The organism is Blautia glucerasea (genome assembly GCF_020537505.1).
Classification (GTDB): Bacteria; Bacillota; Clostridia; order Lachnospirales; family Lachnospiraceae; genus Blautia_A.
This window is the reverse complement of record NZ_JAJBMO010000007.1, coordinates 52,700-73,144: the sequence shown is the minus strand read 5'-3', so window position 1 is coordinate 73,144 and position 20,445 is coordinate 52,700. Positions and strand designations below refer to the sequence as shown.

The 20,445-nt window shown below is 38.7% G+C and carries 16 protein-coding genes and 1 pseudogene; 5 read left to right on the top strand and 12 right to left on the bottom strand.

The window, feature by feature from the left end; all coding sequences use genetic code 11:
- The first annotated feature begins 131 nt into the window (after positions 1-131).
- The 5 genes from LIQ05_RS07990 (at position 132) to LIQ05_RS07970 (ending at position 5,497) form a co-directional block, all read left to right on the top strand.
- Positions 132-371 (top strand): DUF6061 family protein, encoded by a 240-nt coding sequence (locus LIQ05_RS07990; protein WP_006859036.1) that lies wholly within the window; start codon positions 132-134, stop codon positions 369-371.
- A gap of 249 nt (positions 372-620) precedes the next feature.
- Complete coding sequence (locus LIQ05_RS07985; protein ID WP_009265522.1) at positions 621-1,310, top strand: response regulator transcription factor; 690 nt, start codon at positions 621-623, stop codon at positions 1,308-1,310.
- On the top strand, positions 1,307-2,338 hold the full coding sequence (locus tag LIQ05_RS07980) for a sensor histidine kinase (protein ID WP_006859034.1): 1,032 nt from the start codon (positions 1,307-1,309) through the stop codon (positions 2,336-2,338). The genes LIQ05_RS07985 and LIQ05_RS07980 overlap by 4 nt, the downstream gene beginning before the upstream one ends.
- Before the next feature lie 151 nt (positions 2,339-2,489).
- Entirely contained in the window at positions 2,490-3,155 is a 666-nt protein-coding gene (locus LIQ05_RS07975; RefSeq protein ID WP_006859033.1) for an ABC transporter ATP-binding protein, read from the top strand.
- A 14-nt stretch (positions 3,156-3,169) separates the two neighbouring features.
- The gene (locus LIQ05_RS07970) at positions 3,170-5,497 is read left to right on the top strand and encodes an ABC transporter permease (protein WP_006859032.1); all 2,328 of its coding nucleotides are present in this window, start codon (positions 3,170-3,172) and stop codon (positions 5,495-5,497) included.
- A gap of 195 nt (positions 5,498-5,692) precedes the next feature.
- Here LIQ05_RS07970 and LIQ05_RS07965 read toward each other — a convergent pair whose 3' ends face one another.
- The 12 genes and pseudogenes from LIQ05_RS07965 to metG all read right to left on the bottom strand — a co-directional run bounded on the left by LIQ05_RS07965 (position 5,693) and on the right by metG (position 20,274).
- The gene (locus LIQ05_RS07965) at positions 5,693-6,400 is read right to left on the bottom strand and encodes a DUF6040 family protein (RefSeq protein WP_008394183.1); all 708 of its coding nucleotides are present in this window, start codon (positions 6,398-6,400) and stop codon (positions 5,693-5,695) included.
- Positions 6,378-8,099, bottom strand: coding sequence for a MobA/MobL family protein (locus tag LIQ05_RS07960; protein ID WP_226819796.1), 1,722 nt, complete (start codon positions 8,097-8,099; stop codon positions 6,378-6,380). The genes LIQ05_RS07965 and LIQ05_RS07960 overlap by 23 nt, the downstream gene beginning before the upstream one ends.
- Positions 8,069-8,361: pseudogene (locus LIQ05_RS20285) on the bottom strand (hypothetical protein); the annotation flags it as partial. The gene LIQ05_RS07960 and the pseudogene LIQ05_RS20285, both read right to left, overlap by 31 nt.
- Before the next feature lie 103 nt (positions 8,362-8,464).
- A complete protein-coding gene (locus tag LIQ05_RS07955; RefSeq protein WP_226819795.1) occupies positions 8,465-9,502 on the bottom strand; it encodes a protein kinase domain-containing protein in 1,038 nt (345 codons plus the stop codon).
- A gap of 51 nt (positions 9,503-9,553) precedes the next feature.
- Positions 9,554-11,725, bottom strand: a complete 2,172-nt coding sequence (locus LIQ05_RS07950; protein ID WP_226819794.1) for a hypothetical protein — start codon at positions 11,723-11,725, stop codon at positions 9,554-9,556.
- Positions 11,726-11,854: 129 nt separating this feature from the next.
- The gene (locus tag LIQ05_RS07945) at positions 11,855-12,586 is read right to left on the bottom strand and encodes a vWA domain-containing protein (RefSeq protein WP_226819793.1); all 732 of its coding nucleotides are present in this window, start codon (positions 12,584-12,586) and stop codon (positions 11,855-11,857) included.
- A gap of 384 nt (positions 12,587-12,970) precedes the next feature.
- Positions 12,971-13,738, bottom strand: coding sequence for a TatD family hydrolase (locus tag LIQ05_RS07940; protein WP_226819792.1), 768 nt, complete (start codon positions 13,736-13,738; stop codon positions 12,971-12,973).
- A 13-nt stretch (positions 13,739-13,751) separates the two neighbouring features.
- Positions 13,752-14,150, bottom strand: coding sequence for a hypothetical protein (locus tag LIQ05_RS07935; RefSeq protein ID WP_226819791.1), 399 nt, complete (start codon positions 14,148-14,150; stop codon positions 13,752-13,754).
- 41 nt (positions 14,151-14,191) lie between these two features.
- A complete protein-coding gene (locus tag LIQ05_RS07930; protein ID WP_226819790.1) occupies positions 14,192-15,166 on the bottom strand; it encodes a M50 family metallopeptidase in 975 nt (324 codons plus the stop codon).
- A gap of 38 nt (positions 15,167-15,204) precedes the next feature.
- Positions 15,205-17,082 (bottom strand): HD domain-containing protein, encoded by a 1,878-nt coding sequence (locus LIQ05_RS07925; protein WP_226819789.1) that lies wholly within the window; start codon positions 17,080-17,082, stop codon positions 15,205-15,207.
- Positions 17,083-17,101: 19 nt separating this feature from the next.
- Positions 17,102-18,172 (bottom strand): hypothetical protein, encoded by a 1,071-nt coding sequence (locus LIQ05_RS07920; protein ID WP_226819788.1) that lies wholly within the window; start codon positions 18,170-18,172, stop codon positions 17,102-17,104.
- Between the two features lie 167 nt (positions 18,173-18,339).
- A complete protein-coding gene (gene metG / locus LIQ05_RS07915) occupies positions 18,340-20,274 on the bottom strand; it encodes a methionine--tRNA ligase (RefSeq protein WP_330633967.1) in 1,935 nt (644 codons plus the stop codon).
- Positions 20,275-20,445: the final 171 nt, after the last annotated feature.

Here is a 20,445-nt window from a genome sequence, read left to right as displayed (position 1 = left end):
GAAAAATTAAGGGAAAGAAAATTTCATAACACAATATAACATATAACAATAACGACATGGTGAACTGATTGAAATGTTTTCGATATTTAACTCTGTAACTGATTATCAAAAGAAAATGGAGATAAGATACGATGAGAACAATTTATGCAGAATATAATATAAACCACGATAGTATTGATGTTTACACAAGTGCTGGATATATGCTTCGCATTGATTGCTGGGAAGCTGAAAAAAATTTAAAAACCACATATGGATCAGAATGTGCGCTTACTTCATTGGCTGTGGATGAGCCTTTGGAATATGCAAGATTATATCTTGATGGCAATTTACAGATGTGGGTGGATACAGAAGATTCATTAGAACTTTATTAAGCAAGAAGTGAGATAGTGTTGTAGGGAGTTTCCTGTAGTTAAAGATACCACACCCGATATGATGAACCCACGCTTATACACTACCAGCTATGATAAAAGAAAGGACAGCAATTTGACACTGCTGTCCTTTCTTTTATAAAATTGCAGTACACAGAAAAAAGCTGTAAAATGAAAAATATATTTGTCCTTGTAACAATTCTCGGACATTTGCCTGTTATACTATCTGCAAAAAGAAAAGGAAGTGATAATATGAAGCATATTTTAATTGTCGAAGATGATAATCTTTTGAATAAAACGCTTACTTATAATTTGGAATTGGACGGTTACACAATAACTTCTGTTCTGAATGCAAGGACAGCCGCTGAATCATTAAAAACAAACATTTTTGATTTGGTATTGCTGGATATAAATTTACCAGACGGAAATGGTTATGACCTATGCCGTCTTATCAAGCCAGAGCATCCTGATACAGTAGTTATATTTCTAACTGCCAACGATCAGGAAAGCAATCAGATACGGGGATATGAAGCTGGTGCAGTGGATTATATCACGAAACCTTTTTCGATTAGTGCTTTGCAGCGAAAAATCAAAGCCATGTTCGCTATGTTGGAGCATCACAAACCAGCTAAGGATATTTACGAGGATGGTAGCTTGTTTCTGGATTTTTCGGAACAATTTGCAAGTTTGAACGGGAAACCATTAGCACTTTCTGCGATGGAATATAAAATGTTGAACCTATTTCTTAAAAATCCGAAGCAGGTACTTACTCGCCAACAATTTTTAGAAAAACTGTGGGATGTTGATGAAAAATATGTAGATGAACATACCCTTACTACTTCTATCAGCCGTATTCGCAGTAAGATTGAAGCGGATGGCGACACATATATCAAAACGGTTTATGGTATGGGGTATCAATGGACAGGAGGCGAAAAGAAATGAATCTGAATAACCTTTCTGCTAAGAAAATTTGTAGACTGGTTAGTGCTGGCATGGTTTTCTCTATGCTGGTAATTACCGGTATTTTCGGCGGTATAATGCAGGATATACGAATTTTTATAGTGGGTGGAACATTGACACTCTGTGCGTTTTTCTGGATTTGGCTATTGGTGCTGATTTTTGGAAAACGCCTTTCTCATTTTACTTCTAATTTGTGCCGGACGCTGGACAACATGATTGATGGAAACGAGGAATTACAAAAGTCAAATGATAGTGAAACTCTTTTTGCCCGTATCAACCACCGCTTAATTCGGTTGTATGAGATTATGCAGAAAAACCGGCACAAGGTAGACATGGAACGACAGGAGCTTCAAATGCTGATTTCTGATATTTCACATCAAGTTAAAACGCCTGTCAGCAATTTGCAAATGGTAACGGACACACTTTTAACAAAGCCTGTTTCAGAAGAAGAACGGATGGACTTTTTACAAGGCATACGTAGTCAGACTGATAAACTGGATTTTCTGTTCCAAGCACTGGTTAAAACGTCCCGGTTGGAAACCGGAGCAATACGATTAGAAAAGAAAGACAGCAGCTTATTCCATACGCTTGCACAAGCCATGAGCAGTATTGTATATGCCGCAGAGAAAAAAGAAATTGCTGTATCCGTGGATTGCCCGGAAAATTTGATAATCTCCCATGACAGCAAGTGGACAAGCGAAGCCCTTTTCAATCTGCTGGACAATGCAGTAAAATACACTCCGTCAGGTGGAAAGATTTCTGTATCAGTGGTTCAGTGGGAAATGTACGTAGAGGTCAAAGTGACCGACACCGGCAAGGGCATTTCAGAAAGCAATCAGGCTGCCATCTTCCGGCGCTTCTATCGTGAGGAAGAAGTACACGATCAACAGGGTGTGGGAATAGGTTTGTATTTGGCTCGTGAGATTGTAACAAGGCAAGGGGGCTATATCAAGGTTGTTTCAGAGCTGAGGCAAGGCTCAGAATTTTCTATTATGCTTCCTGTAAGGTAAGATATAACCACTTTTTTTGAAATGTCCGAGCGTTGTAACATTTCACTCTGATTTTCGATAAAAATTTTTTCTATCTCGGACATTTGTGTAACATTTGTGGTTTACAATGGCTTTATCAACAGATAGAAAGCCTTGAAAGGAGCATTTGAATATGAGCATTTTACAAACAATCGACTTAAAGAAGTATTACGGCACAGAACCAAATATTACTCGTGCCCTTAATGGTGTAAATTTTACTGTGGAACAGGGAGAATTTGTTGCCGTAGTTGGAACTTCCGGCAGCGGTAAGTCTACATTGCTTCACATGATGGGAGGACTTGATACCCCCACTTCCGGCAGCGTGATTGTACGGGGAGAAGAACTCGCAAAAAAGAATGATGATGAATTGACAATTTTCCGCCGTCGTAACATCGGATTTATCTTCCAAAATTATAATCTGGTTCCGATTTTGAATGTATATGAAAATATCGTCCTGCCTGTGGAACTGGATGGCGATACAGTAGACCAGAAATTTATGGACGAAGTTGTGTATATGTTGGCTTTAGAAGATAAACTGGAAAATATGCCGAACAATCTTTCAGGCGGTCAACAGCAACGTGTAGCGATTGCACGAGCTTTAATTACGAAGCCTGCGATTATCCTTGCTGATGAACCGACCGGAAATCTTGATAGCAAGACCAGTGCAGATGTGTTAGGGCTTTTGAAGCATACCAGCGGAGAATTTAATCAGACCATTGTAATGATTACTCACAACAACGAGATCGCTCAACTCGCAGACCGCATTGTACGGATTGAAGATGGTAAAATTGTTGGCTAAAGGAGGTGGGAATTATGAATTATCCTTTTGAAAATGATACCAGTGCAGTAATTAAAAAATTAGCACGAAAAAGTGTGCGTTTTGATAAGAAGAAAAACTTATTTTGCCTTTCGGCAATTATTGTAGCCGTTGCTATGATAATGATGTCGTTGCTCACAGTGCAAAATATCATTTATCAAAATCAGAAAGAAATCGAAGGATTACATCAAGGGATTTTCTTTGACATTACGCAGGACAGTAAAGAAAAGTTGTTAGCAAACGAAGAAGTAAAAAGTGTAGGACTTTCCTGTAATATCAAAACAGTGAAAGAAAATTCTAAAGAACTGTCTCTGATTTATTATGATGATGACATGCTTAGTTTGATTCCTGCCTTTGACGGAAAATATCCAGAGAAAGCAAGTGAAATTGCTGTTACAGATGCCTTTTTTGCCAGTGAAAATAAGTCTCCGGAAATCAACGCCATAGTTCAGTTGAATCTGGATGGTACTTTGAAGAATTATACTATTGTTGGTATTTATCATGATAAAACTTCTACCGCTTATCCTGTTTTTGTTTCACTTGAAAAATGCCGGGAATTACGTGGAAATAACCTGCTTAATGGATATGTTTGGCTTGAAAATGCAGATACCCTTACAAAAGACGAAGCAACAGAAATATTATCTCAAATTTCAGAGGAGACTGGACTGAATAATTGGACAGTCAGCAGTTACTATGATTATGTAAATACAACTTTGTCCTTCAGTAATTATGCGGTATATGGTGTAGTTGCTGCCATTTTGTTTTTAGCTGCCGCACTTGTAATTTACAGCATTTTCTATATTTCGGTTGGACAAAAAGTTGCTGAGTTCGGACAGCTTCGGACAATAGGGGCAAGTAAAAAGCAAATTTATAAAATAGTTCTTAAACAGGGTTATATGCTTGCAGTTCCGGGGATTTTAATTGGTAGTATCATGGGAACGATCATCAGCTATTGTCTGCAATCAAAAGGCTGGTCAGTATTTGCATTTATTGTTTCTCTATGTGGCGCATGCCTTTTTGGAATACTGCTTGTTTATATTAGTGTTCGTAAACCAGCAAAAATTGCAGCGAATACTTCTCCAATTTCCGCCCTGAAAAATCCAGTGGGAATTGTAAATTACCGCACTCACAAAAGACATCGTATTACGCCTGTATATTTAGCGAAAATCAGCTTTTCCAGAAACAGAAAAAAATCTCTATTGACCATTTTATCATTGGGACTGTGCGGAGTTATATTTTTCCTTGCAGCAAGTTATCAGAGTTCTTTTAATGCCGAGAGTATGGCTCGTTATTGGGATATGAAGTACGGAGATTTCAAAATCAGCATTGATTTAGAAAACGAAAGTGAAAATTTGGATGCTCTCTTGCAGAAAGAATATTTTTCTGATTATGTAAAGCGTGTTGGAGATATAGAGGGAGTTAGCAATATATTTACTTATGCTACCGTACCAGTTGATTTCTCAACAGACAATGATATTTCAGATAGCACCTTGATGCTCGGCTATAATGAAAAGGATTTGGCGTCGCTAAATGCAGCGGTTTTGTCTGGAAATATTACTGATGATACAGAATTAGTTGTAAGTGATCCCGAACGTATTTATGATGTTTACCATTGGAAACCTCAAATTGGGGATACTGTGACCTTTAATTTCAAAAATCATAGTGGTAAAACAATAACAAAAGCATTCAAAATTGGTGCAATCACTTCCAGCAATGATGGAATGGGTGGCTATATTTTCAGAATGCCGGAAAATATGCTCAAAGAACTTGCAGGTTATGACTGTACATACGCAATCGAAATACAAGCAGAAGCTGAATATCAGGAGATAATCGAGCAAGAACTCAAATTACTTGTTTCTGACAATAGGGATGTTCGCTTACAAACCCTTCAAGATTTTATTGTAGAACACCAATCAGACAATCGTGCAGGTTTTACATTAGCTTATGCGATTGCAGCCATCTTGTGGATATTTGCGGTCATCAATCAAATCAATCTTACTGTGACAAATCTTTTATCACAGAAACAGGAAATGGGCACACTAAAATCTATTGGTATGACAAATAAGCAGTTGAAGCAAGCATTTATGATGGAAGGTCTTTTTACTACTTTGATTGCATTGCTTATAACTGCTGTTGTTGGAATCCCCGGCGGATATGCAATCGGTATATTTTTGAAAAATGCAGGCATGTCTACGGGATTTGTATTTCCGGTTGTTGCTTTTACTCTTTTTGCTGTTGCTATGTTTATGCTTGAAAGTTTGATGACAATATTGCTTATTCATTCATGGAAGAAGCAATCTGTTATTGCAATAATGCGAAATTGATGATAGAAAGCTTTTCATATCTCGGTCAGCTCCACAATTACATTACTCTGCTGATACAGCCAGTCCGTAAATTCTTTCGGGCTGGCTGTTCCTGTTTTTACAGCCTTTTTTCTCTGTAATACTTCTTTTCATACAGTAAATTTTCACTAGGCTGGTATGGAGTAATTTTACTGTCTATACAGTAAGTTGAAAATACTAATATGGTCTTTTTTCTAACCAAACTTTAAGATAACATCTAATTCCAACATATGCGCCCTGCGAAAGTACGAAAAGCAATAGAAGATTTACTGACAGTACTTTTTTGATTGATTCTCCAAAATAAATGACAATAGCAACACTTGTCAGTATCATTAGTAGAGTAATAACATCCCAACAGTTTTTCTTATATAATTCTATAACCTTTATTTCTATCAGTATCGCCAGCATCCCTGTTCCTGCCATACATATTCCTACAATCAATATTAGCAATAACCAATATACCATTCCGGCTATAAAAGCATTTGGAATTTTTGTACTAATCTGTGCCGCAGAATGCCCGGCATCAATCGTCCATCCGACAAAGGTTTGTATGAATGATGCTAAATCATTGAAGAATGATTTACAATCGACAAGGAACATATCTGACTGTACTGCCTGAAAAAGAGTGGTTGTCAACGAATACCATGCAAGAAGGAACAAGGTTGTTTGGAACATTACCGTTTTTGCTTTATACTGTCCTGCAAGTCGCTCTTTTTGTGTTTCGTATTTTGCTTTTGCATTCTGATAGGCTGTCCGGTTACAGGCTTCACATTTTTCATAGAGTACCGGCTTTTCTACCGGTATTTCTACGATTTTCTGATGTGTCCGGGCATAATCCCGTTCCTGTGTTAAATAGCATATTTTATCTTGACATTCCTCTATCATGACGTTTGCGCTTCGCAGCTTCTCTTTCTCGATCTGCAATGCTCTGTCTGCCAGCTTCAAGTCGTTCTTTAATGCTTGAATATTCCCGGCTTTGTTCTCTTTGTTTAATTTCTCGTTCAAGGTCAGAGATTCGCTGAGCTGCGTCTTCAGTTCCTCGATAAGCTGGTCTTTCTGTTCCAGTTCTTCTTGTATCTCCTCGGTCAAGAGCAGAAGTTCTTCCAACTGTTCGGCGTTCTTTGATTCTCTGGATTCGTTCATCTATATCACGTCCTTTCCTTATTTGCTGTTCCAGTTCAGCAATTCGGTGTTCTGTTTCAGCAATAAACTGTTTTCGCTGTTCAGAGTCTGTGCCAATTTCTGCCATTGCTGATTTTCGTTTTCCAAAAGTTCTATCTTCGTTTTCTGTTCTTCCATCTTGGAAAGCAGTTCCTCGGTATTTGGCAAAATGTTGAGCAGCTCGGATAACTCGCTGTTTAATTTTTGCAATTTCTGATTCTGTTCCTGCATAAGAGAGAGTTGGGTGTCCCGGTTCTGCATTTCCAGAATCATTTCTGCCATTAAGGTCTGCTGTTCTTCGATTTGCCCAATCATGGATTCCATTAAGGGTATAATTTCCCGGCTTTCTTCTAATGTCATTTAATCGCTCCTTCCATAATGATAATGCACCCGATACTTTTCCAAAGGTGTCCAGTATCTTTTGCAATAACGTGTTTTGTTGTTTTATGATTTGATTTTCCGCTACTTTCCACGAGCCTTTTATTTCCTGCCCGGCAAGAAACTTTTGTTCAATCTTTCTTGCGTCAGCGCCTTCATGGATGGTAGGAATCTGGAGTTTTCCCTGTTTTTCATAAGAACGGTGATCGACCTGATTATGCAAAGGAAGATGTTCATTACACACCTTTGCCCATTCACTCCGCCACAGTTCACAATTTTTTGGATTGTTCCATCCGGTAGCATCGGTCAGCACCCGTTTCCATTGCAGGCGGTTTCTTGCACCCATCTTCTGAATTCCGTTTTCGTCTAATACAGGGATACGGATTCCATGACGGTCAGGGTTTTTCTTATCCTGCCACCAGTTCGGATGGGATTCATCAATCACGATATTTCCGTTTTTATCTCTGAGAAAATCCCAATCCTTGACTTCTTTCTTTCCCCAAGAATAATCCGGGTTAAAAGGACGCATAGTCAGAAGCAGATGGACATGGGGGTTGCCATCCCCTTTATCGTGGATACTCCAATCAGCACACATTCCTCTATCTACAAAAGTTTTTTGAATATAGTCAGTTGTATATTGAATTTGTTCCTGTCTGTTCCATTCTTTGGGAAGGGCAAATTCAAATGACCTGCCAAGTTGGGCATCTGCATTTTTTTCAATCTTCAATACCTCATTCCATAACCTTTGTTTCTGAAATGTGATTTTAAATTTTTCTAAAGCAGCTTCTTTATCTTCTGATCTTTTGTATCGGACAGATTTTTGAAAGCGTTTTATATTTTCTTCTGGTACTATCTGCCATTCAGGAGGTGCGTTTTCACACATCATCAGCCGAGTGTAGACCACTTCTTTTTTAGAAGTGTAATAACTGATTCTCCCGGTTTCCTCGTTTTTCATCACATCCCCATTGAGATATGCGGAAGCGGAGATAACAGATTTCCCTTTACTTCGTCCGACTATTTTGACTGTGTAATGAAAAATCGCCATGTCTGGATTCCTCCTTTCTGCACATCCGGCATAGATTTCCGGCAACATTGCTTTCGGTTTTAGGAAAAGCAGCATTGCCGGAACGCCCTCTGCGTAAGAGTGCCCTGCGCATAGCAGCCTGCATGGAATGCGCCTCTCTGGCGAAGAGTGCCTCCTGCGGCATGAGCAGGTCTGGCTGAAAGCCCCGCCGACGGAACGAGCCCGGCAAGCGTGAACGCAGACCGGTTGCCACTTGTGGCAAACTTATTGGGACGACCTCTGGTTATCTCATAAGGGCAAAAATAAGGGAAACTACATATCATTTCACTAATGGACAGGCGGGAAAGCCTATAAAATGGGGAAAGTTAGAGAGATAATTATATAAATTACAGTTTGCGAAGTCCAATCACCTGTTCTTTTGCCCTCGAAACATTAATTGTAATATCATGCTCCGGCCATGTATCCGCCTCTATTGGCAATTCTTTATTATTTAATCGTTTAAGAACCTCAACTGCTGAAGGTCTTCTTTCAGGCTCCAGATTCAGCATATCTGAAATCAAAGCAACATATGCCGGCTCAGAGACCGCACTACTTATCACTAACTGTGTCTTTTCTTCTCCTCTATCATTTGTAAGGACAATCTGCCACGGATAAATAAACTTTCCGGCATCCTCCAATCTCTGTAATGAAGAAGACAGACGGTCCGGCTTTGGTTTCTCACCAGTTAAGTACTCATGTAAAATCAGTCCCATAGTAAAAATATCAGATTTGGTAGTCATCATTTTGCTGACTTTTTTTCTAAACTCAGGATCCTCATTGCTTGAATATACTGCCAGTTCCGGTGAATAATAGTCCACAGTTCCAATAATAGAATCTAACGGAACATCATCCTCAAAAAAAGCCCCATCAAAATCTATGATTTTGGAAACGAAATGTCCCATATCATTCTTTACCAGCATAATATTTGTTAACTTTAGGTCTCCATGAATAATTCTCTGCCCATGGATCGTCTGTAATGCCCCCATGGCTATTTTCAGAACCAGCATCTTTTCATTTTCATCAAGACCTCTGATCACTTCTGAATACCGGTCCTCAGGCATGGTTCCCTCTATGTATTCTGTAAACTCAGTCCAATGATGATCATATACCGTTTCTTCAATAGGAAAGACAATATTTCCCCCTAATCCAGCTATGTCTCTTAAAGTACGGTTTACTCTGGTCTTTCTCCTTCTGAATTCGTCAAACGCAGCCTGATTCTTAGCCCTGGCTTTAGGGCTAAGTGCTCCATTATTATCTGGTTCAACCGGATTATTAAATTTCTTACAGAAATATTTTTTTCCATCTTTCTGAGCTACGCCGATCATACCGCAAGTGCTTGATTTCATGTCCTCAAAATTAATCGTATATCCAATTATATTCGCCATGATTTAATAACCTTTCTTTACTTAGTCGATGGACAATATAACTAATCAGCTTTACATCCATCCGTTTTTCTCAACATCAAAAACTTTATCCTCACTAGTCTCAGATAAATGCAATTTCAGATATCGTTCAAAAACCTCACTTTGCATCTGAGATAACTTCTCATATTTTGTAAGATCTTCGTTCTGATCCAGTGTGTCCATTATCTGTTGTTTCAATAAAGTGTTGTATCCAAAGCATTTATCATTTCTCAGAAGCTTATGGATATCCTTGCAGGAATTATCCTCCCAATAATTACGTGCAGCGATTTCCACTGCCTGTACACGCTCAATATCCATTTGTTCTATCTCTTCAAGATTTTCCAGATACTGCTTAACCAGCTTAATGATGGCGAATCTTACGGAAGGAATTGTTGTATCAATAATCGCATCCTCTATTACGAAAGCATCCTTTAACCAGTTGTCAACTATCCTCTGCGGACTACTTTCACCACCCTTATCAAGATAATCATTCATAAGTATACTATTAATCTGTTCCCATTTCTCACGATCCTCTGTAAGATTTTTACTATACTTCACAACATTTGATAATTTATCCTGTAAGCGCCTAAAAGATTCGCTGAGCTCCTCCTTGGTTGTTCTAACCCATGCCAAAGTTTCTTCCTCTGCAGCTTTCACCCATGGTGCCTCAATATTAATTGTTATAGAATCTGTTTTCTCCTTAATTTTATTCGTTAATGATGCCAGCTCTTCACCAAGCCCCTCAATCGTTTTGGCTCTAAAATGATAATCACTGGAGAATTCCCTTCCATAATATCTGGCATCTTCCAGGCTTGTACCTTTAACATTATTTTTCCATTTTGTAAATATGGATTGTCCTACACTTTCGATATCCTCAAAGTCCGTAAAATTTTGCTGGACAATGACATACAAGGTTTTTTTGATTTCCCCATTACTTTCTTTAACAGCAGCAATTTTATCGTCAATTCTTCTTATTTCCTGCTTGTATTTTGCAGCATTTGCTATTTGATCGATCTGCGTCAAACAATATGAACGAACCCCTTCATCTTTATATGCCTCTTTTAATAATGGTTTAATACTGTCAGCAGAAGCCTCCTGTAGATCAGAAACTATCTTTTTATAGTCGACCAATAAAAAATCATCTGGCATACTTGTCAGGCAATACTCTCTATTTATATGATCCATACGGTTCTTTGCAGCCGCTTTCAATTCTTCGTAGGTATTATAACCAAAGGAAGCCATCACCATACTATTACTATCATCGATCTGACCCTTTGTATCAAATACAGACTTTAATCTGGATGCTGCATCTTCAATTGACGATTGGGTACTAAGCACATTCATCAAAAAGCCTTCCATATAAAGAGGTGTTGAATGAAATCCATCTTTTCCTCCAAAAACGCCATAAAATCCATCTGTCATACAAAAGAGGGAACAGGGTTTTTTATAATTTCGCACTTCACATGAAATCCTGACTTTAACCTCTTTTCCTAAACTAAACCGGCTTGTCATACCACCATTTCTTCCCTGATCATCACATGCCTGTCTAAAGCCATTTGAATCCCAGACATAGCTGCGGGAATCCCCACAATTTAAAAAAATCGCGTCTACAGAATCTTCATTTTCCTTAAAAAACACCCCTGCCATGGTGGTTCCATAATAGTCGATCTTGTCCAGGCTTACCCGGGCATATTCTGAGCCAAGAACAGAAATAACCTTTTTATACTGCTCAAACATACTATCTTTGTATTTCTCTACAGTTTCTTTCCATGATGAAACATCCAACTGTGAATAGTTATTGCTTGATGCTAAATGGATCAGCATTGCGGCAAAAACAGCACCTAATACATGCGAACCTACATATCCGCTTTTCTTTAAGCGCAATATATTTCCAGTTGGATTTCTATAGAACTCTTTCATTACAGGATTTGAAAGGCTTGAAAAGTTTTCTTTAGAATAGGCGCAAAATTCTTCTTTGTCCTCAGCAGAATTAAAACTAAAGTAATCACAAAGCATTTTGGACAGAGTGTCTTCATCGAAGCATCTCTCATCAAATCTGAGTATGGGAACGCCAGCGCTGCCGCCCATTCCATCTGCCACAAACATTCCTGCATTATTAACAAAAGGATGCGCATCTTCCCCAACATTTGTTATTATGCCGTTAATTGCACTGGTACGTTCACTATACACTCGCATCTGCAACATCTGTTTTTCCTCCTACAAAAACGCAAAAGGGCAGGATAGATTTATTGTCCTGCCCTTAATCAAACATTCACATCTTTGCGCACAACAATACGCAGCTAATATAAATATATTAATTATTGATCGCCTGGCTTAATAAACTGAAGCAACCAGAAGATTGATAGCCATACCGGTATCAATCTCGCTCAAACCGGCTCCAGCCTTTGAGAAAGATACCCAGACATTATTCCATACCTGCATATCACACCAGGGCTTTACATTAGGAGCAAAAAGAACAAGCCTTGCAGATTGTTCATCCGGCATTCCGCCCAGTTCCTGAGTACATCCACTCCACATATCACCAAGCTCTGCCAGATCAGCTGGCATATTCTCTGGATAATATTCACTTTTAGTTCTGTTGGATTCTTTTAACGGAACTGCAGACGCATCTGTGAATACGAGAATAACATGACGTCTCTTCGCACCCTTGGTCGTCCAATCGGAGCGCATAGCCAGTGCCATTGCCTCAAGTGCACTTTCAGGTTCATCACCACCGCCTGTTGCAGTGATAGAACTCACATAATCTCTAAATGCATCATTCTGTTCCGGTAAAGAGAAAAAGCCAGACTCCTTCATTGCCTGATCTCCATCATATGCATAATCGCGGAATGGGATCACCTTAATACGGAGTTCATCAACATTCTTTCCAGATGCTTCCATTGCCTCATGAAATTTGGCGCAAAAAGCCATTGCATTCTCTTTTACCTCATTAATGATCGGGGACATACTGCCAGTTGCATCAATAAGCATGGCAATATCAACACAATATCCCTGTCCACCAACTGGATCAAATCCGCCCTGTCCAATTTCATCAAACTTACCCATAATCTCTGTTCCTCCCTTTCTTTATTCCGTACAATTTGAATTTTTATTAAATAAAATTATTTATTCTTCTCTAATATTGTCAATAAATCTCGATTTTTCTTTCTTTTTTGGTCATTTTTACCATTTTTATACCATATGAACTTTCTGAAATTATTCATTCCAAAGGTTTTGTAAACTTCAGATTATCCTGGTCCTGCAACAAAATCCCCACCATAAAAAACAGATGTTTTTTTCCACGCTTTTTTCATAGGCCTAGCCCTCCTTAACTTTGGATCAACTTTGTTTTCTATGATAGTATTATAAGCAATCTCCTCATCACGGTCATTCCCACGAGGACGCCAAAAAATGCATTTAGCGTGCCAATTTTAATACTTTTTCTATATTTTATATTTCAAATAACATCTTCGTATTTAGTACCGTCTCCTCCGCCACGCGCCCTACTGCAATCCCCTTTATCCCAGCAATTTCTTCCGCGATCACCGGTATATTAAGCGGCGTATTTCTCTTGTCCTCCACACAAGCCTCCGGTTTTAAAAACGGGGAATCCGTTTCCAACAAAATCTTCTCCAATGGGATCTGGGCAACTGCTTCCCGAAGCTCCTCTTCTTCCTCATAAGTAACCAGGCCCCCGATTCCCAGGCAGAACCCTAATTCCAGAAACGGCTCCGCCTCCCGAATATCTCCATGAAAGCAATGCAAAACACCCTTATACCTGCGTTGCCTTTCCTTCAATATTTCCAGTGCTCTTCCATAAGCCCCGTCTCCCCGTAAGTGAAGGATCAACGGCTTGTCAAGCTCAAGCGCCAGTTCTATAAATTGCTTAAAACATTCTTCCTGCAGTTCCTGCCTTAAAGTCCGGTCATCCAGCCCCGTTTCTCCCACAGCCACCGTATTTTCCATCTCCGCAAACTTCCGCACCTGCTCCCATGCCCCCGGAGTCTCCAGTTCTTCCACCTTTAAAGGATGTACTCCCGCCGCAAAGTACACCTGCGGCAGCGCAATCTTTTTCCTCATATCAGAGTTGGACCGCAGCCCGATAGGCACTTCAATAAAAGCAGAAATCTCGCTTTCCCCAATCTGCTCCAGAAGCTGGTTCCTGTCTTTATTAAATTTTCGGTGATGCAGGTGACAATGGCTGTCTATAAAACGCATATTGGACTTCCTCCTACTCTTCTTCGTCCACAGGGATATACAATTTGTACTGTTTTCTCCACAACATACGTGTAAGCAATCCCAAAATAATCTCTTCTACCCCTGTCAAAACCATCATATATTCAACGATTACAATTTTCGTAAGGATGCGGCTCTCACCCCCACTATATAAAACATTCTTCCATATTTCAAAATTTGTTAAAAGGAACCAATTAACCGGTATTGAGCAAAATGCCGTCAGCACAAACATCCATAAGTTCTCATGTTTCCTGCAAAATGGCAGCGTCCCCACCAATACAAGCATGGAAAACACAGCCACCGGGATTAACCATAGCATTTTGTAATGTGCCGATGCGATTGAAATTACAATGGGTAAAACTGTCAGACCGGATAACCGGTTTCGCTTTCTCATAAGTAACCACCTCTCCCTTCCAACTTGTCCGCTGTGTTTTCTCAAACAAAAATGCTTACAATACTAAACACATTCATCAAAAGAATAATTGGCAACAACACTTGCATAATTACAATGAGATAACAAGCCACTAGGGTAATTTCTCCATTAATCCCCCTTCGTCTAATCTTATTTTTCCCTCTAGAGTCCCGAACCAGCAGCCTGGCTTTGTCCAGAAACCCTCTGCCAAGAAATTCCTGATAAAGCCCCATACCGTCCAGTCCATCAATTAGGCAACAATTAGATACCGCTACCATCACATTAAAGAACGCACCTATCAATAGTGCTATTGGATCAAATATCCCCATTTTCAACAAACAGAGACAGATCCCTGCCAAAAGCATATTACTCTCTATACCAGCCGCAGAAATCTGTGCCCGTTTCATGCGATTTTTCACATTATCATAGGAAATCATCACATACGCACCTGGAAGAAAATAATGCAGCATGATTCCCATTTCGTAAAATCTTCCTCCATAGGCAAGACTTGCTGCCGCATGCCCTAACTCATGAAAAAGTAATCCAAATGCCAAAATCAAATATCCATAAGCAATTCCAAAATCACTATCCGTTCCCCTCCACCTTCCAGATAAAAGTATCCTTACTCCAAGTATAAAAACTGGCATCCAACAGAATAAAAGTATTTTATTCCACACTTTTCCAAGATACCGGCTAAACCGTGTAACTTTCGGCAACCATAAAGAAATAATCACACTTCCAATGCCAAGAGGGGTAATTCTCTCACCGCTATCCAGTAATTCCTCTTCCTCTAGCCGTTCCAGCAATTGGGTAACCTCATCCCTACTCCTGTAAGGATTCATTTTATAGGGATTCTTTCGTCCATCTAATGCATAAAGAAATCTGGCTGTCCTAATATCCATTGTCCAACTTATGTCTTCGACCTCATTGTTTACTTCAACATCATTTTCATTCATTCTTTTAAAAGTCAGATAATGGTTCTTCTTAGGGTACTTCATCACATCAGCCTCCAATTCTTATACAGAGAAGCTCCTCTTCACTTAGTTTTTAATACCGAATTAAAGTATTCCAATAATGCATCTTTCGCTTTTTGGGTTTTCACAATATTCAACCATTCAAATTTCGGAGTTGCTGTATCACTAGCATCAGATATTATTTTCACGACATCATCATACCCCAGCATTTTATCTATACGGGTTTTATTCTTACTTTTATTCACATACGCAGCTTTAAAATGAAGCCCTGTTTCGTTTCCTAAAAGAAATGCAAAATCCAACACCGTAGATCCCGTTTCTATCTCATACGTATTTCCTTCTGCATCGTGCACCTGTATCAGCGGTTTTGCCGACTCAACATGCTTTTCAAGATACCTGGATAAAGCTCTCGTAGCTTCACGGGTACGAACATATTCAAACCAGCGGATGGTTGCATGGGGAATATTCAATTCCGGATTATCCTTATGGGAATCGTGGACAATCTCTACCAGATCACCTTCATTTAATTTTGCATACAATGGAATCTGCTCCTGTTTTTTGTTAACCAGAGCGTAACGTGCACAGATTCCAATTTCCGGATGAATGGCAAAGGCAAAATCGAGGATAGTGGCACCTTCTTCAATCTGCACCATAGTCCCATCCTTACGATATACATTGATAAATGGCTTAAAGCTTTCTCCCGGTTCCGCGGTATCAATTTTGCCAAGTTTTTTTAAGCCAAGATCTCCTCCCAGAATAACTCCATTCATTTTGTTCAGATAATCCGATTCTTTTTCCACAAACAAACGATATCTATTGTTGTAGCAATCCACTAATACAAAATACGAACGGGTATCTTCTGCATTTCTTTTAATTTCCGTTACGGTGATACGGTAAGAGCCATTCAGGAGCTCCTGATAAAAATGGAAAAAGACGTCTACCGCTGTAAATGCACATTCATCCTTTACAATAAAATAGATATCATATAATTCCACTTTTTCTTTGCATATGTTCTTTTCCAGATCCGTAAGGATATTCGAGACCTGCGATGTTACATTACGAAAAATACTCTCCATATATCTTTTCCGGTATCCACAGGAAAGAATAAATTTGGACAGCGAATCACTCTTTCGAACACTATCAAGAGAGTCTCCAAAAAAGATCATAGTGAGGTAATCCTGCACTTCCTTCACACCATACCGGTTTTCCCATAAAAGCTGCTCATATTTTTCTTTTACTGCTCTATAACATTCTGGGTTCTCGATTCCAAAGCACAAATCTTCCAATTCATAGATCAGACGGTAAACTCCCATTTTACGTGCAAGCGGAATCAGGATTTCTCTTGTATGCTGTGCCTTTGCCCGTTGTTTTGCATAAGGGAAAGCACCGATCGTCGTCAAATTATGCATACGGTCCGCGATTTTTACATAGATCGCCTTCGGATTTTTTTCAATTTCATTTAGCAGCTTTACATCTGATAATACATCTACGTCTTTTTTCTCCATTTCCGGATCAGCAGATGTGATAACATTTACTGCGGAAAGTGCATCTACTGTATCGGCTACATTTTTCCCAAACCGTTCCGTCAAATATTCTACAGTGACATCACAGTCCTCTACAACATCATGCAAAAGCGCTGCTGCCACCAGATCGCTTTCAAAGCCTAAATTCGCCAAAATCTGAGCCACTGCGATAGGATGCAGGATATAGGGCTCTTTGTTTTTTCTCAGAGCCCCTTTATGTTTCTCCATAGCAAACTGAAATGCATCATTAAGCAGTTTTGTATCTGCCATAACTCCATGTGCATACATCGTCTTTATGATTCTGCTATATTTCTCGTGAATTTCTTTGATCTGCTCTTCTGTATATTCCTCCACCATTTCAGGTGCTGCAGTATTAACATTTTTTGTTTTCTTCAGTGCCAACAGTCTGTCTTCCATAGTCAGCCTCCTCGTTCTATTATCCACGATTTCTGGGATTGAATTTTTTTACAAAATGATACCACTCATCATCGTCAATATAAGAAATCTTAAATGTGCGGAAAACATTGCTTTCCACAACACTGTTGATCAATCTTGTAACTTCCCCCTGAATTAAACTCTCTCTGTATACATCAGACAGCTCCATTTCAAAATTCTCGGAAATATTATCGTATTCCAGACGTTTCTGATATAACTGCTTGATCAGCTTCAACAATGGTTCACACTTATCTCCTGGTTTGATGGAAGGATAGCCCAGCAGCAGCTTTCTTGCAATTTCCTCTTCGGAAATATCCATGTTAAACCGTGACACGCCCAGCGTCTGCATACAGGGAAAAGAAGTCCTGCCCTTTGAGGTAGACACCATTGCTCCCAGACCGCCAATATAATATTTTCCGGTTCCATCTGGTCTGTGAAGAATAATAAAAGCATGATCTTTTTCTCCGTAATCCAGAGTAAGATAAACATGACCACTGGTAATTTTCACGGTTCCCTGATACAAATGAACAGAGGAATAGCTTTTCATTTTAATTGCGGTATTATCCAGCGAAGTAACCGTGCTGATTTTCCCTCCGCCCAAGGTTAAAAACTTCTCGCGCATCTCCTTAACCTTCATGCCAAACTGCGCAATACAGGCATATTCCTTATTCGCTTTGTTTCTATAAATCAGCAATAAGCCACTATTTAAGGCTTCTTTCGCCTCTTTATTGTCACGTCCCTTGAAAGCAGCCGTATCATAGTAATAGAAACAGTAAAGACCGCACAGCTTGTCCGCCTGCTCCTTGCTTACATCTCTTGAAAAGCTTTCTTCGTCTTTGACTGTAATATCAGTACTCAGTATTTCTGACATGGTGTATGGGGTTTCTTTTTCTAAGTTATAAAAAAAAGGGTAAATACCGGGAATCTGTCCGGATTTTAAGATTTTCACAAGTGTCGGCGGTGCAATTTCCATTTTTTCTGCAAAATCTTTCTGAGATCGATATTCATTCTTGATAATGTACAACAGATTCTTCTGAAGTAACTCGCTTGCCATTTTTTCATTTGCTAACATAAAAAAGACCCTCCTTTGTCAAAATACATTGATAAGTTGGGTCTATTGTACCAAATTGGTATAATTATTCAATATGGTTAACGTTAATTTTGTTTATAAAAATGAATTATCGCTGTCCGCAATTCACAAATCAGAATTTTTTAACTTAAATTCTATTTTTTACATTTTCAACCTAATCTAGTACCAGGTTTCAGATTTGAATCAGCAAAAGATATAACAACCTCTTTGTTTTCATTCTCTGCAGCAACAATCATACCCTGGCTCTCTATACCACATATTTTTCTCGGTTCAAGATTCGCTACAAAGAAGACTTTTTTTCCGATCAGATCCTCTGGTTTATATGATTTTGCAATTCCAGAAACAATCTGTCTTCCAGAAAATCCATCATTGATTTTGAGGTGTAATAATTTGTCGGATTTCTTTACCTTCTCACATTCTACTATCTCGCCAACTCTCATATCAACTTTCATGAAATCATCAAATGAAATGTTCTTTTCAATTGGCTCAATATTATTTTCCTCTTTAACGGTTTCGTTGTTTTTTATGATAGCATTTAATGCTTCAATTTCTTTATCGATATCAATTCTAGGGAAAATAATATCCCCTCTTTTAACCTTAACATCAACAGGTAAAACATTAAACTTGTTCATATTGTCATATGATACATGTTCTTCTTCCGCACCAATTTGTTCCCATACTTTTGGCATTGTAGAAGGCATAAAAGATGATAACAATGCAGATGAAATTCTAATACACTCCAGTAAATTGTACAACACTGTAGCAAGACGCGCCTTTTTCTCCGGGTTTTTCCCAAGAACCCACGGCTCCGTCTCATCTATATATTTATTTGACCGATCCACAAGTTTAAATATTTCCGCCAATGCTAAATTAATTTGTGTATTGTCAATATAAGTATCAACAGCACCCCGAATAGATGTAGCTAAAGAAATAAGCTCATCATCCAATGCGTCATATTCACGTTCAGTGCTCAGCTGTCCTCCAAAATACTTATCAACCATTGCAACAGTTCGGGACACTAAATTACCGAATCCATTAGCTAAATCTGAATTAATTCGATTGATCAATACTTCATTAGAAAAGCTGCTGTCCGCACCGATTGCCATCTCACGGAGAATATGATATCGTATTGTATCACACCCATATCGCTCACCTAATACAAAAGGATCAACAACGTTTCCCTTTGATTTACTCATCTTTTGACCATTAAACGTAATCCATCCATGAACTGCTAAATGCTTTGGTAATGGCAGCTCCAAGGCCATAAGCATAGCTGGCCATATAAGTGCATGAAATCTCATAATGTCCTTTGCCACCATATGCAGATCTGCCGGCCAAAAAGTCTCATAGTCATTGTACTGGTCATTATCATAACCCAATGCACTGATATAATTGCTTAAAGCATCAATCCAGACATACACAACATGCTTTTCATCAAATGTAACTGGTACTCCCCATTTGAATGTTGTTCTTGACACACATAAGTCTTCAAGTCCAGGTTTGATAAAATTATTAACCAGTTCTATTCCTCTATTTTTCGGCTGTAAATAATCCGTGTTTAAAAGCAGATCTTCCAATCTATCCGAAAACTGTGATAATTTAAAGAAATAAGCTTCTTCTTTAGCATCAATTACAGGTCTTCCGCAATCTGGACACATTCCATTTACAAGCTGGGAAGGAGTCCAAAAACTTTCACAAGGTGTACAATATTTGCCTTCATATGTTCCCTTGTAAATATATCCTTTATCATATAATTTTTTAAAGATGCTCTGAACTGTTTTTATATGATACTCATCTGTTGTTCTAATATAACGGTCATAATCAATATTCATATATGACCACAATTTTTTAAATTTTAATACAACATTATCAACATATTCTTTTGGAGTTATTCCCGCCTCTTTGGCTTTCTGTTCGATCTTTAAGCCATGTTCATCAGTACCTGTAAGGAACATGACGTTGTAACCTTGTTTTCTTCTATATCTTGCTATTGAATCACATGCAACTGTAGTATAGCAATGACCGATATGAGGATTTCCTGATGGATAATATATTGGAGTTGTGATATAATAATTTTTCTTCACAAATATTCCTTCTTTCATTTATAATTAGTCTATTTTATTGTATCACTTTTCTCGGATTTTTCAAGTTTTTTCTATGCTCTTGCAAAGCTCCCCAACACAATTTGTTATGTGTTTTTCATTCAACAAAGGAGTTCTTTCTTCACACAGCCAAATAATATCTTCTAGTACTTT